At 64.4% G+C, this 16488-nt stretch carries 14 protein-coding genes; 12 read left to right on the top strand and 2 right to left on the bottom strand.

Translation table 11 applies throughout. From position 1 onward, the window contains the following. Window positions 1-664: 664 nt before the first annotated feature. Together J3S28_RS04175 and J3S28_RS04170 are read left to right on the top strand one after the other, a co-directional pair. On the top strand, window positions 665-2410 hold the full coding sequence (locus J3S28_RS04175) for an ABC transporter ATP-binding protein (protein ID WP_237340946.1): 1746 nt from the start codon (window positions 665-667) through the stop codon (window positions 2408-2410). Then, the gene (locus J3S28_RS04170) at window positions 2407-4281 is read left to right on the top strand and encodes an ABC transporter ATP-binding protein (RefSeq protein WP_207837824.1); all 1875 of its coding nucleotides are present in this window, start codon (window positions 2407-2409) and stop codon (window positions 4279-4281) included. The genes J3S28_RS04175 and J3S28_RS04170 overlap by 4 nt, the downstream gene beginning before the upstream one ends. A 1029-nt stretch (window positions 4282-5310) precedes the next feature. Here J3S28_RS04170 and J3S28_RS04165 read toward each other — a convergent pair. Beyond that, window positions 5311-6363 (bottom strand): LLM class F420-dependent oxidoreductase, encoded by a 1053-nt coding sequence (locus J3S28_RS04165; RefSeq protein ID WP_207837822.1) that lies wholly within the window; start codon window positions 6361-6363, stop codon window positions 5311-5313. Window positions 6364-6573: 210 nt separating this feature from the next. Here J3S28_RS04165 and J3S28_RS04160 point away from each other — a divergent pair, with 210 nt between their 5' ends. From J3S28_RS04160 to J3S28_RS04125, 8 genes are all read left to right on the top strand, one after another. After that, on the top strand, window positions 6574-7806 hold the full coding sequence (locus J3S28_RS04160) for an inorganic phosphate transporter (protein ID WP_207837820.1): 1233 nt from the start codon (window positions 6574-6576) through the stop codon (window positions 7804-7806). Window positions 7807-7809: 3 nt separating this feature from the next. Beyond that, a complete protein-coding gene (locus J3S28_RS04155; RefSeq protein ID WP_207837818.1) occupies window positions 7810-8088 on the top strand; it encodes a hypothetical protein in 279 nt (92 codons plus the stop codon). Window positions 8089-8172: 84 nt separating this feature from the next. Further along, window positions 8173-8529: a DUF3349 domain-containing protein gene (locus J3S28_RS04150; protein ID WP_084893326.1), complete on the top strand. Its 357-nt coding sequence runs from the start codon at window positions 8173-8175 to the stop codon at window positions 8527-8529. Further along, window positions 8526-9671: an o-succinylbenzoate--CoA ligase gene (gene menE, locus J3S28_RS04145; protein ID WP_207837817.1), complete on the top strand. Its 1146-nt coding sequence runs from the start codon at window positions 8526-8528 to the stop codon at window positions 9669-9671. Before J3S28_RS04150 ends, menE begins: the two co-directional genes overlap by 4 nt. Before the next feature lie 171 nt (window positions 9672-9842). Next, the gene (locus J3S28_RS04140) at window positions 9843-10511 is read left to right on the top strand and encodes a response regulator transcription factor (protein WP_207837814.1); all 669 of its coding nucleotides are present in this window, start codon (window positions 9843-9845) and stop codon (window positions 10509-10511) included. Next, window positions 10478-11692 (top strand): sensor histidine kinase, encoded by a 1215-nt coding sequence (locus tag J3S28_RS04135; RefSeq protein WP_207837812.1) that lies wholly within the window; start codon window positions 10478-10480, stop codon window positions 11690-11692. The genes J3S28_RS04140 and J3S28_RS04135 overlap by 34 nt, the downstream gene beginning before the upstream one ends. Continuing rightward, the gene (locus J3S28_RS04130; protein WP_207837809.1) at window positions 11689-12831 is read left to right on the top strand and encodes a DUF8320 family protein; all 1143 of its coding nucleotides are present in this window, start codon (window positions 11689-11691) and stop codon (window positions 12829-12831) included. Before J3S28_RS04135 ends, J3S28_RS04130 begins: the two co-directional genes overlap by 4 nt. Before the next feature lie 95 nt (window positions 12832-12926). After that, window positions 12927-13157, top strand: a complete 231-nt coding sequence (locus J3S28_RS04125) for a LuxR C-terminal-related transcriptional regulator (RefSeq protein WP_237340945.1) — start codon at window positions 12927-12929, stop codon at window positions 13155-13157. A 279-nt stretch (window positions 13158-13436) separates the two neighbouring features. Here J3S28_RS04125 and J3S28_RS04120 read toward each other — a convergent pair whose 3' ends face one another. Next, window positions 13437-14351: a type IV toxin-antitoxin system AbiEi family antitoxin domain-containing protein gene (locus J3S28_RS04120; protein ID WP_207837805.1), complete on the bottom strand. Its 915-nt coding sequence runs from the start codon at window positions 14349-14351 to the stop codon at window positions 13437-13439. A gap of 280 nt (window positions 14352-14631) precedes the next feature. Between J3S28_RS04120 and J3S28_RS04115 the strand changes: the two genes are divergently transcribed. After that, window positions 14632-15618 carry an ATP-binding cassette domain-containing protein gene (locus J3S28_RS04115; protein WP_207837803.1) on the top strand — a complete coding sequence of 329 codons (987 nt, stop codon included), beginning with the start codon at window positions 14632-14634 and terminating at the stop codon, window positions 15616-15618. Next, complete coding sequence (locus J3S28_RS04110) at window positions 15615-16439, top strand: ABC transporter permease (RefSeq protein WP_207837801.1); 825 nt, start codon at window positions 15615-15617, stop codon at window positions 16437-16439. Before J3S28_RS04115 ends, J3S28_RS04110 begins: the two co-directional genes overlap by 4 nt. The last annotated feature ends 49 nt before the right edge of the window (window positions 16440-16488 follow it).

Here is a 16488-nt window from a genome sequence, read left to right as displayed (position 1 = left end):
CAATTATCGATGAATTGAAACAAATTCCGGAATGGGTGACAATTGCGCGCGAATCTGCCATGGTGGATTCGGCTCAGTTGGTCGGGGGAGTTAAACGCAGAGCGCTTCGACGACTTTGTCATTCCAAGAAATCAACGAGAAGGAGAACACTATGGGTTCCACTGAAGAACTTGGTCCTTTGCTCGCAATTCTGCTTCAACTCTTCGGCGGCAGCAGCGAACCTGCCGAGTAGGACGCCCCCACTCCCGCTCCGGGCAGGCATCGGCCTGCCCGGAGCGCGGCGTTCGGGCTGGGCGTCAAGCAGCAGGTTCAAGCTGACGTTGCCCCACATTAGATTTCGCAATCTCGAGTGTCGATAACTGAACTTATCCAAACTTCTTCGTTTAGCTGACAAAACTGGATCCGGATGCCATTGTGGGTTCGGTCAGCTGCGCGGTCGTTCAGCTCAGAGCACGAGCATCGACCACGTGAAGATTCGCACAATGCCTCGAAAGGGACACTCATGACTTCGTCTGAAACCGGTCTGCTCGCATTCCTCCAGCTCCTGGGCGGGCTGCTCGCAGGCCTCGCCGGCGGTAGCTCCAACTAGCACAGACCGAATAGTTCTCTATTTGATCGCAGGTCCCCGGGGTGCCGGATCGGCTCCCGGGGACTTGTGCTGAGCATGGGTATTCCCAAAGAAAAGCCACTGGCCACGGTCCTGTCGCCGCATTTACGGACTTACCGGCGACCTTTGCTGATTTTGATTTTCTTGCAGCTCGTGGCGGTGACCACGACGTTATTGCTACCCAATCTCAATGGGCGCATCGTCGATGAAGGTATTGCGCAGGCTGACGTCGATGCAATTGTCACCATCGGCGTAATCATGATGGCCCTCGCGGTGGTGAACGTGTGCGCCTCCGTCGCGGCCACGATCATCGGATCGTTCATCGCGACGAGTATCGGTCGCGATATCCGCAATTCCACGTACACCCGGGTACAGCAATTCTCCGACACCGACCTGCACAAATTCGGCGTACCGTCCCTGATCACCCGCAGCACCAACGACATCAACCAACTCCAACTCGCGGTGTTCATCGCGATGACAGTGCTTGCCACAGCTCCGGTGTTGGTGGTCGGTGGCACGGTGATGGCACTGAGCGAGAATGTTCAGCTCGCCCCGGTCGTGATCGTGATCGCTGCCGCGCTGACAACGGTCGTGGTGGTGATCGTCCGCAAACTCATCCCCTCGTACGCCCGCTTGCAGTCAGCCATCGACGGGGTCGGCCGAGTACTGCGTGAACAGCTGACCGGCATCAAGGTGATCCGCTCCTTCGGTCGCGAGGAGCTGGAAGAATCCCGCTTCGACACCGCGAACACAGAGCTCACCACCACGGCACACCGCATCGGTTCGCTGCAGGCCGTCATGCTCCCGAGCATCATCCTCATCGCCAACGTCGGGGCCGCCGCAGTCATCGGAGTCGGGGCGGTTCTCGTTGACAACAACTCGATGGAGGTCGGCGGCATCATCGCGTTCGTCGGCTACCTGACCCAAATCCTCATCGGACTCTCGATCGCTGCCGCGATGATCGCCCTGGTGCCCCGAGCGCAGGTGAGCGCACGCCGAGTTCAGGAGATCCTCGGCACCGTTCCTTCCGTCCAGGATCCGGACGTCTGCCGGGTCCCGGCCATCCGGACGGGCGACGTCGAACTGTCAGGCGTGGGCTTCCGCTACCCCGGCGCCGAGCATGCAGTCCTGTCCGACATCGATCTGCGATGTCGGCCGGGGACGCTGACCGCAGTACTCGGCGGGACCGGCGACGGCAAGAGCACCCTGCTCAGTCTGATCCCGCGGTTCTGCGATGCCACGTCGGGCCGGGTCCTCATCGACGGAATCGACGTCCGAGAACGTGAAAGGTCCGAGCTCTACCAGGACATCTCGTATGTCGCGCAGGTGCCGGCCCTGCTGTCGGGCACTCTCGAGGCCAATCTCCGCCTCGGTCGTCCCGACGCCTCCGACGACGATCTTCGAGCCGCCCTCGACGTCGCGTGCGCGACCGACTTCGTCTTCGCCCACGAACTGGGGTTGCGTCAAGAGGTGCAGCACGGCGGCGGAAACCTTTCCGGTGGACAGCGGCAGCGACTGGCCCTGGCGCAGGCAATCGTGCACAGGCCACGCCTGCTCCTTCTGGACGACCCGTTCTCGGCACTCGATCCCGAGACCGAGAGCCGGGTCAAGCAGAAGCTGCGCCGAGCACTTCCCGATTCGGTCATTCTCCTGACCGCCCAACGGGTGTCGTCGACAGCGGGCGCCGACACGATCGTCATTCTCTCCGGTGGCCGAATCTGTGCCCGAGGGACCCACGACGAGCTGATCCGGAGCAGCAGCACCTACCGCGAGATCCTCGACTCCCAGGCCGCACTGCGATGAATCTCAAGTGGCTGCTGGCCCGGCTCACCCACGATCGACGCAGACTCCTGGCGGTGGGAGCGTTGGCATCGGCGGGCGTCGCCCTGCTGATCTCGGGACCGCTGATCCTGGCCGGGATCATCAACCAAATCTTCGCCGGCGCGATCAGCATGACGTTGCCGGAGGGTCTCACCAACGCCGAGGCGGTCGCCCGGTTGCGGGCCGAGGGTCGGGGAACGTTCGCCGACGTGGTCCAGGGGGCGGGGTCGGTACCCGGCGCAGGCATCGACTTCACCGTCGTCGCACGGCTACTCGCCGTGTTGGTCGCGGTGTATGTGCTCGGAGCGCTGGCCAACTGGCTGCAGGCCCGGACCGTCAACAACATCACACAACGCGCCATGAACCGACTGCGCGCCGACATCGAGACGCATGTTCACCGAATGCCTGTCGCGTACTTCGACACCGCTGCGCGAGGGACGACGTTGAGCAAGGTCACCAGCGACATCGACAATGTGTCGTCGGTGTTCTCGCCCTTGTTCGTCAAACTGCCCGGAGCAGTGCTGACCCTGCTGGCGCTCCTCATCGTGATGCCGGTCATGTCCTGGTTGCTGACCCTGGTCGTCATCGCGTCGATCCCGATCATCGTCATCGCCGGGGTGGTGATCGCCAAACGTGCGCGCCCACACTTCCAAAGCCAGTGGGCCGCCACCGAAACCCTGACGTCGCGGATCGACGAGAGCTACGCACAGCTCCACACACTGCGGGTATACGGGGCTCAGGCCCGGGCGCGTGCGGAGTTCGAGGAGATCACGACCGAACTCGCGCGCTCGTCGCGGGCGGCGCAGTCCTACGCCGGATCGATCTCACCTGTCCTGCAGGCGATCACCGCGTTCAGCTATCTGACCGTGGCCATCGTCGGGGCGTTGCAGGTGATCGCCGGATCCCTGACGGTCGGCCAGGTTCAGGCGTTCGTCTCGTTCTCCCGGATGTTCAGCCAGCCCGTCAACGACCTCACCGCGATGATGAGCCAATTGCAGTCGGGATTGGTGTCACTCGGCCGGATCCGATCACTGCTCGAAGAGCCCATCGAGGATCGCCCCGCCGTCGACGAGCCCGTACCGGCAACGTTCGGTCGTCATTCCTTCCCGCCTGCCGTCGACTTCGACAGTGTGCGTTTCGGTTACCGCAAGAGCACCGACGACGCTGCGAAGTACGTCGATGTCATCAACGACCTGACGCTCCATGTCGACGCCGGTTCCACCGTCGCGGTGGTCGGACCCACAGGCGCCGGCAAGACGACCCTCACCAATCTGCTGTTGCGGCTTTACGATCCGTCGTCCGGGACCATCCGGGTCGACGGTGACGGCATCGAATCCGGACCCCGGGCCCTCGTCCGGAATCAGGCCGCGATCGTCACCCAGGACCGATGGCTGTTCACCGGGACGATCGCCGAGAACATCGCGTTCGGGCATCCCGCGGCGACCCGCGCCGACATCGAGGCCGCGGCCCGCGACAGCCATGTGTTGCAGATGACCGAGGCACTACCCGACGGTTTCGACACCGTCATCGGCGACGGCGGGACCACGCTCAGCGAGGGTCAGATGCAGCTCATCACCATCGCGCGCGCCATGGTCGCGCATCCCCGCATCCTGGTCCTCGACGAGGCGACCAGCGCCGTCGACTCCCGCACCGAACTGCTCATCGCCCGGGCCCTGGAGACGCTGAAGAAACGCACGACCACGATCGTTGTCGCCCATCGCCTCTCGACCATCCGCGAGGCCGACTCCATCGCCGTCGTCGAAGACGGCGTCGTCACCGAACAGGGCACCCACACCGAACTCCTGGCCCGCGAAGGGCGGTACGCGGTGATGTACAAATCCCAGTTCGAGTAGCTCCCGCTCGCAGAACTCTGTCCCGCTCACTCCGTAGACCGAGCGGGATCGTAGCCGATCCTCTCGAATCTTCTCGGCAATGACGACGTCGTTCGGCGTCTGTCCCGGCAACATCGACCCCGCCCCGTACTTCACGATGCCGTCGAACTCCGCGACCAGCCGGCCCTCCCACTCGAAGTCGACTCGCGCGACGAAACGTCCGTCCGAGTCATAAAACGTGCGCTGCAAGCCCGGCTTTCGGATGTCAGGGCAGGCGATCATCTGCGCCCGACTCCACGATTCGCCGACACTCTCCGACAATGCATCCGAGACGTCGAGCGCGCGTAGCGCTCGCGAGACCCCCCGACTGCCGCGGATCTGCTCGAGCTGAGTCATCATCTCCGCTCGGTCGGCACCCATCCGCAGTGCACCGTCGAACGCCACGACCCCTTCCTCGAACGACCCAGCCCGCGCACAATCGACGGCAGTGCGCGCAATCGAGGTCACGAACACTTGACCAGACCGGATCACATCGTCGGCGCCGAGAGCTCCGGTGTGCAGGTGACGTCGCTTCTCGATGCGTCCACCGCCGTCGCGACCGGTGGTCAGATGCACTTTGGCGTACCCGGGCTTCAGCAACGGCAGATGGTGCAACAGCGCTGCCGACTGGTGACTGGCGACCATTGGTTCATCGCAGCTGCGTACGGCCGCGATGACGCGAAGCCTCCGAAGCTGGTCGATGTTCCGCTCCCGAGACGCCACCGCATAGACGCCCGGCCAGATCCGGAGCAATCTCTTGTCCGCGATCGCACGCTTGATCACGTCGTCGGTGTGCCCCTGCGCCAACACCGCTTCGCGCCACACCAAACCGTCACTGTCCTCAGGAAATCCCCCCATGGCTCGATCTTGGCCGACACCGTGCCCCAACCATCCCCGCAGCGGACCCAGCTGTGGACAGACGAGGGAACTGTGGACAAGCGCTCGCAAAACTTGGTCCCGCTCACTCCGTGGAGTGAGCGGGACCAAGTTTTGCGAGCGTGAGCAGAAGGCTTACGCGACGAGCTCTTTCAGCTGTCGGATCTGGTCGACCTGGGCGTCATGGCCCTGAGCTGCCGAGGCGACGAGGAGGGTGCTCAGGCCGACGTCCTTGAACGCGGTGAGGCGTTCGGCGACGTAGCTCTTCGAGCCGATCAGGGACATACCCGCGGCGAGTTCGTCCGGGATCGCTTCGGCGGCTTCGGCCTTCTGGCCGTCGAGGTAGAGGTCCTGGACCTTCTTGGCAGCTTCCTCGTAGCCGTAGCGGACGGCGAGATCGTTGTAGAAGTTCTTGCCGCGGGCACCCATACCGCCGATGTAGAGCGCAGCGTGGTGCTTGACCAGGTTCAGCGCGTTGCGCTGCTCGTCCTTGTCGTCGGAGATGAGCGTCGTGGCGTGCACGGAGATCCCCAGCGTGCCGAGCGACGGATCACGCTTCGCGTTGCCCTTGTCCAGGGCCTCGCCGAACGCGGTCGCCAGGTGCTCGGGATGGAAGAGGATGGGCTGCCACTCCTCGAATAGTTCGGCGGCGAGCTCGACGTTCTTCGGGCCGATGGCGGCCAAGAGCATCGGGATACGCTCGCGCACCGGGTGATTGATGATCTTGAGCGGCTTGCCCAGTCCGGTGCCGCCGTCTTCCTTGGTGAACGGCAGTTTGTAGTACTTGCCCTGGTAATCGGTGCGCTCCCGTCGCCACACCATGCGGCAGATCTCGGCGTTCTCGCGAGCGCGGCCGACCGGCGCATCGTATTTCACACCGTGGAACCCTTCGATCACCTGCGGTCCCGACGCGCCGATGCCCAGCACGAAGCGGCCGCCGGAAATGTAGTCGAGTCCGGCGGCGGTCATCGCGAGATTGGTCGGCGTGCGCGAGTACATCGGCAGGATGCCGGTCGCCAGCTCCAACGTGGAGGTCTTGGCGGCGATGTATCCGAGCTGACTCACGGCGTCGAAGCTGTATGCCTCGGGCACCGTGATGCGGTCGAGCCCAACATTTTCGAAATCGACGAGGTTGTTGATCGTCTCCGCGAAATCGCCCGCGTAGTTGATGGCCATGCCGATTTTCATGTGTCCTCCAGAGGTTCGCGTCACTGCGATCGTGTATGCAAAGTGTTTCATATGGCAGTCAAAGCAGCTTCGCCCGCGTGGCTGATCAGCGGACGCTAAATGAACAGTTGATGAACAGCCCCGACTCTGCGCGGAAAACGCCAGGTCACATTGGCGATTTGCACTATGTCCGTTTGGACGGATCCTCAGGTGACGCTCAGAATCTTACTCATGAGCGCAGAAATGTTGATTCTCGTGCTGCTGGTCATCACGGCACTGGGATTTGACTTCACAAATGGCTTTCACGACACCGGAAATGCAATGGCGACGTCCATCGCGACCGGCGCCCTCAAGCCCAAGACCGCGGTCACCATCGCGGCACTTCTGAACCTTGTCGGAGCGTTCCTTTCGGTGGAGGTCGCAGCGACCATCACGAAGGACGTGCTGAAGATCCAGCAGACCTCGGGCGATGAGGCGGGCAGCCTCATCGGTGGCCTCGACGCCCAGAAGGCGATGATCATCATCTTCGCCGGCCTCGTGGGCGGCATCCTCTGGAACCTCTTCACCTGGCTGTTCGGTCTGCCCTCGAGTTCCTCTCACGCGCTCTTCGGCGGCCTCATCGGCGCGGGCATCGCCGCCCTGGGCACCTCCGGTGTCAACTGGGAAGGGCTCACCAAGAAGATCCTGATCCCCGGCCTGATGGCCCCGATCATCGCCTGCATCGTGGCGGCCACCGGTACGTACATCATCTATGCGCTGACGAAGAAGGTCGCCGAAAACAAGAAGGCACAAGGCTTCCGGGTCGGCCAGATCGCATCGGCGTCGCTGGTCGCGCTCGCCCATGGGACCGGTGACGCCCAGAAGACGATGGGCGTGATCGCGATGGCGATGATCGCCAGCGGGCACCTCAGCGCAGGCAGCGTCGAGCATGGCCTGCCGTTCTGGATCGTCTTCAGCTGCGCCGGCGCGATCGCCCTCGGCACCTACCTCGGCGGCTGGCGCATCATCCGCACACTCGGCAAGGGACTCGTGGAGATCGAGTCCCCGCAGGGTATGGCCGCCGAAGCGTCGTCCGCCGCGATCATCCTGACCTCGAGCGCGGCCGGCATGGCTCTGTCGACCACCCAGGTCGCCACCGGCTCGATCCTCGGATCGGGCGTCGGCAAGAAGGGGGCAACCGTCCGCTGGTCGGTCGCCGGACGGATGGCCACCGCGTGGGTCTTCACACTCCCGGCCGCCGCCCTCGTGGGTGCACTGTCGTTCTTCATCGCCAACCTCACCGGCGGAGCTGCCGGCGCCATCATCATCTTCTTGATCCTGCTCGCCGCGTCAGGCTTCATGTATTACCGCGCCCAGCTGCAGAAGGTCGACAGCAACAACGTCAACGCCGACTGGGACGAAGCCACCGGAAGCGTCATCCCCGCCGACGTCTCCGCCGCGTACAAAGAAAAAGAAGGGGTCTGACCCATGGAGACCGTCGAAGCGATCTTCAAAGTTCTCGTAGTCGGCCTGCTCCTCGGCGCCGGACTTCCCGCGATCTTCGCCATCGGCATCCGGCTGCACTCGGCCGGTTCAGGCGAGGCCACGGACGGCACCGTCACCGCACCGAACCCGGTACTCAAAGGTATTGCGTACCTGCTGTTCGCGATCATCGCGGCTGTCATCGTGATCGGCATCCTGTGGATCACGCGCGGCACCATCGACTACTACTTCGGTGTCGACCTGTTCCCCTTTGTCGAGAGCTGAACACCGACCGCAGTATCATCGTAGAACTCGATTTGGTCTGGAAGCGGCTGATCGATGACGCCTCATAGTTGGAAGGGCGTGAAAATGGACCGTCCACAATTCCTGATGAGAGTCGTGAACTGGTTGCGCGAGGGATATCCGAACGGGGTGCCGTCCGGCGATTACGTGCCGCTGGTCGCGCTCCTGCGTAGGCAGCTGTCCGAGGAAGAGGTCAAGTCCGTCTCCCGGCAGCTGATCCACAGTGGCCAGGTGACCGACGACGGCCCCGAACCCATCACCTCCATCGACGCGGGCGTCCTGATCACGAAGGTGACCGACGAGCTGCCATTCGAAGCCGACGTCTCGCGGATCCGTAAGCATCTGGAGGCCAAAGGCTGGCCCTTCGACCCCAACCCCCTCGACCCGCCCCCGGAGAGCCCGCCGGCAGAAGCACCGGAGTGAGCGGCAGAACGCTGCAACCACTCCCCCTGTCGGCCGGGGCGCCTGACCTGGGGGCACTGCACCAGCTGCTCGACGGCTCGGGGAGCTTTGCGCCGGTGCCCCTGTCGGATCCGGCCGAGACCGCCAGGCTGAGCGGTGCACTTGGGATAGGCGAACCCATCGAACGCGACATCGCGCTGGTGATCGCGACGTCGGGAACCACCGGAACACCTAAGGGCGCACAGCATTCGACGGCGTCGGTGACCGCGTCGATCGACGCCACCCACGCGCACCTCGGTGGCCTCGGGGGCTGGCTGCTGGCCCTCCCCCCGCACCACATCGCCGGGCTGCAGGTCTTGCTGCGCAGTCTGCGCGCCGGTGTCGAGCCCACCACCATCGACGTCTCCGGCGGTTTCGACCCCGCTGACCTGGTCCGCGCGCTGGAGTCGATGACGTCGACCCGGCGCTACACCTCGCTGGTCCCGACCCAACTGGTGAAGGTGCTTGACCATCCGGGGGCCATCGGCGCTCTCCGGGAGGTCGACGCCGTCTTGGTCGGCGGCGCCGCGACCCCACTCCGATTACGCGAGAGAGCCACTGCTGCAGGCATTCCCATCGTCGGAACGTATGGGATGAGCGAGACGTGCGGCGGCTGCGTGTACGACGGGGTTCCGTTGCCCGGTACGCGGATCAGGATCGACGGTGGCCATCCTGGACGGGTGGTGCTCGGGGGTCCGATGGTCGCCTCCGGGTACCGGGGCCGCCCCGATCACCCCGCCTTCGCCGAGCCCGGGTGGTTTCGCACCGACGACCTCGGAGAGTTGGCGGACGGCGTCCTCACCATCGTCGGGCGAACCGACGAGGCGATCAGCTCCGGTGGGCTGACCATCGTGCCGCAAGTGGTGGAGGCCGCGATCCTGCGCGACCCTGCGATCGGTGACTGTGCGGTGTTCGGGCTGCCCGATGAGCGTCTCGGAGACAAGGTGGTGGCCGCAGTGGTCGCGTCGCCCGGCGCGAATCCGACCACCGAGTCGGTCCAGGCGTCCGTTGCCCGCACACTCGATCGCACAGCAGTGCCCCGTGATGTCTTTTTCGTCGACGAACTCCCCCGCCGCGGCCCGGGCAAGGTCGATCGGGCAGCGCTGCGCGCGCTGCTGAGCTGAGAGTCGTTCCCGTCCCGAATCTTCGCTGATTCTGCCCGCGGCCGTAACACTCTGAACTGGGTACGCGATCAAGAATTGCTCATGTATTGAGGTTCACAGGCGCATTGTCTGCTGTTCACGTCAGGATTACGAGGTGGAATGCCCGATGACCGTCCAGCCACAGGCGGAGCGATGACCGACGGCGCTGCGGGAGGTCTATTCAGAATCGGTGTGGTCGAGGACTTCGAATCCCAGCTCAAAGGAATCGAAGCGATCATCGACGAAGCCGAGGGGCTGGCCCTGGTCGCAGGGGCGTCCACCGTCGACGCGTTACTCGCGATCACCACGGACATCGACCTGGTCGTGCTCGACCTCAGACTGGAAGACGGTTCCTCCCCGAAGGCCAACGCCGAACAGCTGCACGCGCTGGGGATCAAGGTGTTGGTGTTCACCACCGCCGACTACCCTGACCTCGTTCGTTCCGCACTCAGTGCAGGCGTGCAGGGAATTGTCCGAAAGTCCGCGCGCAACACCGAATTGGTCGAGGCCATCCGACGGGCCGCCGACGGTGACACGGTCGCCACCATGGACTGGGCTGCCGCGATCGATGGTGATCCCGACATCGCGGCGGTTGCCCTGAGCCCGCGTCAGCGCGAAATCCTCGAGCTGTACGCCTCCGGCGAGCAGGCGGCCCGGGTCGGTCAGATCACCGGCCTGTCCACAGAGACCGTGAATGCCTACCTCGCCCGGATACGCCGTAAGTACGCCGACGCCGGCCGCCCTGCCCCGACCAAAACCGAACTCTACAAACGCGCCCTGGAGGATGGATGGCTGCCGATACCGCGGTTGTTCCGGCGCTGAGAGCCAATTCTCCCGACGGCAGCGCAGCCGACAACATCTTTCGACAGTTCTGCCGCTACCTTGCGGTCGCGTATCTGCTGAGCGCGGTCGGCCTGTCGGGAGCGATAGCGATGTCCACCGATGTCGTCCCGGTCTGGTGGACCGCCGCCTCGGTGCTGTCCATCTATGGCTCGGCCGCGGTCATGTTCGCCACGTCGTTCCGGCGTCCGGACATCGAGTGGGTCCGGTGGGCGGCAACCGTCCTCGTCATCGGCTACGCCCTGACGATCGCGACGTGGCCGTTGGTGTGGAACGGCGATCAGCTCGATGCCGGCCACGGGATGTGGTTCACCCAGTTCAACGGATTCGTCGCCGCCGCAGCCGGGTTGATCTGGCGGATGCGATGGTCATTGCCGTACCTCGTCTACGTGGTCATCTCCGTCCAGTTCGTCAACGAAGCGGTGCGGACACCGGCGTACGACAGCGCCGTGATGACCGAGATCGCCTGGAGTTTCTGCCTCACGGCGATGCCCTACGCAGTCGTGGTGGCCGCGATGCGATCCGGTCGCATCCTCGATGCCACCCGCAAGCGGTCTGTGCAAGCCGCAGCGGAGGCCGCGGCCTCGGTCGCCCGGGCGAGTGAACGGTCTCGATTCGACGCACTGACACACGACGGAGTGATGTCGACCCTGCTCGCTGCCGCCCGACTGCCGATGTCCGAAGCGCTCGTCCGCCAAGCCGTCGAGACCGTGGACAAACTCGACGTCCTCGAGTCCGGCGCCAGAGGAGCGACCGAGTTCGGCCTGGAGGCTGCGCTGGCCGAGTTCCGGGGCGCGACAGGAGAAATCGATGACGCCGTCCGCGTCCACGCGTCCATTGCTCCTGATCTGGGCAGCCAGCGATACCCGGGTGAGGTCGTCCGTACGATGTCCGCCGCCGCCGCCGAAGCCCTGCGCAACAGTGTTCGGCACGCCGGTCCCGATGCCCGCCGGACGGTGAACGTCGCTGCCGACAACGACGTCCTGCAGGTGTCGGTATCCGACGACGGGGTCGGCTTCAACCCGCGGACCGTACCCGGAAACCGCCTCGGACTGGCCGTCAGCATCCGCGGCCGAATGGATCAGCTGCCGGGCGGCAAGGCTGAAATCACTTCTTCACCGGGCGCGGGTACCACGGTGTCTCTGAGCTGGAAGCGACCGTGACGCAATTCTCTGACCCGGCGGACGTCAGGGACATCTTGGGGCTGCGCACTGTTGCGACCCGCGTGATCATCGGCGCGGTCGTCGTCGCCATGGCGTTCGGTGCGGCGATGAGCGTCGAGGGGATCTCCCCGCTGTGGCCGGTGGTGATCGTCGTCCTGATCATGGCCACCGCAACGATTGCCCTGGTGGCGGTGCCGAACGATCCACTGCCGCTGGCGCCCGCGATCCTGATGGCTCTGGCGCCCCCCGTATCCGCTGCCATCCTGCTGTCGGTGGTGCCGGTGCCACTGGCCACGTCGAACCAGGTCTGGATCTCGGGCTACGCCACCCTGATCTATGTCTTCATGTGTTTGCGGGGCCGCATTCTGCTCGCCTGGCTGAGCGTTGCCGCGTCCGTCGCCGTCCACGCCTGGTGGGCGGCGGCCACCGACCAGGGCATCTGGGCGGGCGCGCAGGTTCCGCTGTACAACGCCGGTGCGTTGCTCGCCGTGACCCTGATTGCGCTTGCCATTCGTAAGACGACGCGTTCAATCCTACTGTTCCGTGCCCAGGCCAGACAGCGTGCAGCTGACGCGTCGATGATCCTTGCTGCAGGTCAGGAGCGCAATGCTCGGCTGGCCGAGCTCGACGAGCTGGCGCGGCCACTGCTCCTGCGCATCGCGACCGGGGAGCCGCTGACAGCGGCTGAACGGCAGGCCTGCGAACTGTTGGAAGCGCATCTGCGCGATCAGCTCCGGGCAGCGGCGTTGGTGAGCCCGGTGACCGCCGCAGCGGCACGGGCGGCGCGCGCTCGCGGGGTCGAGGTGACGTTGATCGACGACGGCGGCCTGGACTTCACCTACGAGGAAATGCGCAACTGGGTGCACGTGGTGGTGACGGCAGCGCTGCAGGACGCGCGCGATGGGCACGTGCGTGTTCGGGTGCTCCCGGCGGGCCGAGATCACGTGGTGACCGTTTATCGGAGTGGCAGCTCAGGGACCGAGAGAATACGGATCGAGAAGAAGGGTTTGGTCGAAAGATACTCGGACGCCGAACATCCCGGGCGCAACACCCCGCATTTAATTATGCCTGCTAACCGTGACCCCGATACTGGTGTCACCACAAACGATGTCTACCTGACAAGTGATCGCGAAGTGTAGTTTTAAGCGTCCGGTCACGACGCGGCCGACAAAACGTTGGCCTGTGTAGGAGTTGCCCGAATCAAATGACATGCGCTTTCAATAGTTCTGAGCCGTTGCCGGCGCCCACTCTCACCGCTCGGGAGATCCAGATCCTGCGCGAATGGGTCATGCGCGATTCGAAGTCGGACGTCGCTACCGCGCTGTTCATCACCGCGGCCACAGTCAGCACCCATGTCAACCGAATTCGGCTTAAGTACGCGGCGATCGGCCGGCCCGCGAACACCAAAGCCGCCCTGCTCGCCCGGGCATTGCAAGACGGCCATGTCGATCTGGACGAGCTCTAGCTCCTGAGTTGCGTGCAACACCGGTGTTGAGGGGTACCGGTATTGCAGTGGCTGATGGACTAGCGGGATTGCTGGTGGTTGAACGGATGGCTCCGCCCACCCGTTTTTGCGTCGCCCACCGGATACTGCCGGTGGGCGGCGCGAATTCGGGTGGGTGAGGAGCTGGCAAACCCCTGAGCAGCTGTGGGAGACCCATGACCCTCCCCCACCCGTTTTTGCATCGTCCACTCGAACCAACAGGTGGGCGGCACGAATTCGGGTGGGTGGTGGGGGGGTCGATCACAACATGCCTGCCATCCGCAGCCCTTTTGCGAGCAGCGCCCGGAACCGCACCGCGTCCTGCAGGTCTTTCCACGTCCAACGGACGACGTGGATCCCCAGGGCCCGCAGTCGGTCTTCTCGACGTTTTTCACGGATGACCGCGTCCTCGATCGACTCACCCGGTTGCAGATACTTGCGGTACTTGTGCAACCCGTCGAACTCGCCTACGACTCTGCCGTCCCAATCGAAGTCGCCGTACCCGATCAGGCCCTCGTCGTCGTAGAACGGATGCTGCAACCTGGGTGTCGGAACCTCGGGGAAGCTTCGCATCAGGCCGCGGCTGAGTGACTCTCCCGGATTGGCGGCCTGCCCGTCCGCGAGCGACACCGCATCGCGCAGCGTCGCCCCTCCGACAAATCCTCGAAAGCGGTCCGCCATCTCGTCCAGACCCGACTGGGGCAGTCCGCTCCGCAGGCCGGAATCACACACCGCCAACGCCTCGAAAAAGGTGCCCTCTCTGGCAACGTCTGCCAACGTGCGCGCGATCGATGTGACCCGGTGTCCCTCGACGACGGTGATGTCCCCCGCCTCGAACTCGGCCTCGTGAAGATGCAGGTCATGCGTGATTCGCCCACCTCGGCGATCGGTCAGGTGCACGCGCTGGTAGTCCTGGTCGAGCAACGCCAGGTTGTGCACCGCCGCTGCCGAATCGTGACTGATGACGCGAACCCTCGACTTGCCCGCTCGCGCGTGCACCCGTTCGAGGTAGACGTCGTCTTTCGACAAATCGTCGCTGGGTGGCACGTAGACACCCGCGCAGCGCCTCTCCAGTGCACCGGACTTCAGCCCGGTGCGGACAGTTTGATCATTGAGCGTGCCTGCGGCAAGGAGTTCAGCCCTGCGTAGGAGCCGGCCGGTTTCGTAAAATGTCATGCCCCGACATTGAGATCGTGCTCCGACAGCACACGGGTTCGCGGACCCTTCCTGTGGATAAATCCGGGGGTTGTTGATAACCCCGCTGCATCAGGATTTCCTCGCCTCCCCCCCCACCCGTTTTTGCGTCCTCCACCGAAAATTTTCGGTGGGCCACGCAAATTCGGGTGGGTGATGGGCCACGGGTCATCCGGCAAGGCACAGGCCGACACCGAGGCCCTGACAGCTCACGACAGCAACTGTCAGCCGCACGACAGCACGGCCCCGCACTCTGTGTTCCATGAACACACCACTGCACACCGATGCGCCGGCCATCGAGGCTCGCGGATTGGTCAAACACTTCGGCTCCACCAAAGCCGTCGACGGCGTCGACCTGGTGGTACCCACCGGATCGGTCTACGGCGTCCTCGGACCCAACGGCGCGGGCAAGACGACAACCGTGCAAATGCTGGCCACGCTCCTCAAACCCGACGCCGGCACGGCGAAGATCTTCGGGTACGACGTGACCACCGACTCGGTCGCGGTGCGGTCGATGGTCGGGGTGACCGGCCAGTATGCATCCGTCGACGAAGATCTCTCGGCGACCGAGAATCTGATCGTCTTCGCCCGCCTGCTGGGCAAGTCCCGCCGCGACGCACGCATCCGATCCACCGAGCTCCTCGAGGAGTTCGGACTCGCCGAGGCCGCCAAGAGACCACTCAAACAGTTCTCCGGCGGTATGCGCCGGCGACTCGACCTCGCGGCCAGCCTGATCGCCACACCGCCGCTGCTGTTCCTGGACGAGCCGACCACCGGTCTCGACCCCCGGACCCGCTCGCAGATGTGGGACACCATCCGGCGCCTCGTCGCCGGCGGCAGCACCGTGCTGCTGACCACCCAGTATCTCGACGAGGCCGACCAACTCGCCGACCGCATCGCGGTCATCGACCACGGCCGTGTCATCGCCGACGGAACTGCCGACGAACTCAAGAACTCCGTCGGCTCGTCCACCCTGCAGATCACCCCGGCCGACAAGTCGCAAGCACCGGCTGCCGCCGCGGTCATCGAACGGATCCTGTCCGAACCCGCCGCACACAGCGCGGAGGCAGGGCGGATCACCGCGCCGATGCTCCGCCCCGATCTGCTGCCCGACATCCTGATCGCGCTGCGCGACCAGGGCATCGAGATCGAGGGCATGAACGTCCAGAAACCCAGTCTCGACGAGGTCTTCCTCACCATCACCGGCAAACCCGTCGCAGAGACCAGTCCCGAGGAGCAAGCCGCATGACCACAGTCATCGACAAACCCATCACCACCGTCCCCACCGACTTCACCCCACCCGTGCGCAGCGTCAGCGTGCGCGACGCGGTCGCGCAATCGTTCACCATGGGCTACCGCGGACTGCTCAAGATTCGCCACAACCCCGAGCAGCTGTTCGACGTCGTCCTGCAACCGATCATCTTCACCCTGATGTTCACCTACATCTTCGGTGGCGCCATCGCGGGCAACATCCACGACTACCTGCCGATCATCATTCCCGGCATCCTGGTCCAGACGGTCATCGTCACCAGCATCGTGACGGGCACCCAGCTCCGGGAAGACATGGACAAGGGCGTCTTCGACCGCTTCCGATCACTGCCCATTGCCCGGATCAGTCCCCTGGCCGGTGCACTTCTCGCCGACGTCGTCCGGTATCTCATCGCCACGACCATCACGTTCGTCGTCGGCATCGCCATGGGCTGGCGACCGGATCCGCTCGGCGTCATCGGCGCCACACTGCTCGTGATCGTGTGCAGCTTCGCCGTGTCGTGGATCTTCGCGCTCATGGGTACGCTGATGAAGAAAGCTTCTGCTGTGCAGGGAGTTTCGATGCTCATCCTGTTCCCGCTGACCTTCATGTCGAACGCCTTTGTCCCACCGGGCACGATGCCCGGCTGGATGCAGGCCTTTGTCAAGGTCAACCCGGTCTCGCACCTGGTGACCGCCGTTCGCGAACTCACCAGCAACGGGCATGTCGGTGTCCACGTGCTCTGGTCCGTGGTCGGCGCCGCGGTCATCATCGCGATCTTCGCGCCACTGACGGTGAAGTCGTACATGCGCAACGCCTGAACCCGGACAGGTGCAATCCCCGGCCAGATCATCTGGCCGGGGATCGTGT

Source organism: Williamsia soli (genome assembly GCF_017377795.1).
Classification (GTDB): Bacteria; Actinomycetota; Actinomycetes; order Mycobacteriales; family Mycobacteriaceae; genus Williamsia; species Williamsia soli.
The sequence above is the reverse complement of the archived record's forward strand: the minus strand, read 5'-3'. Positions and strand labels throughout refer to the sequence as shown.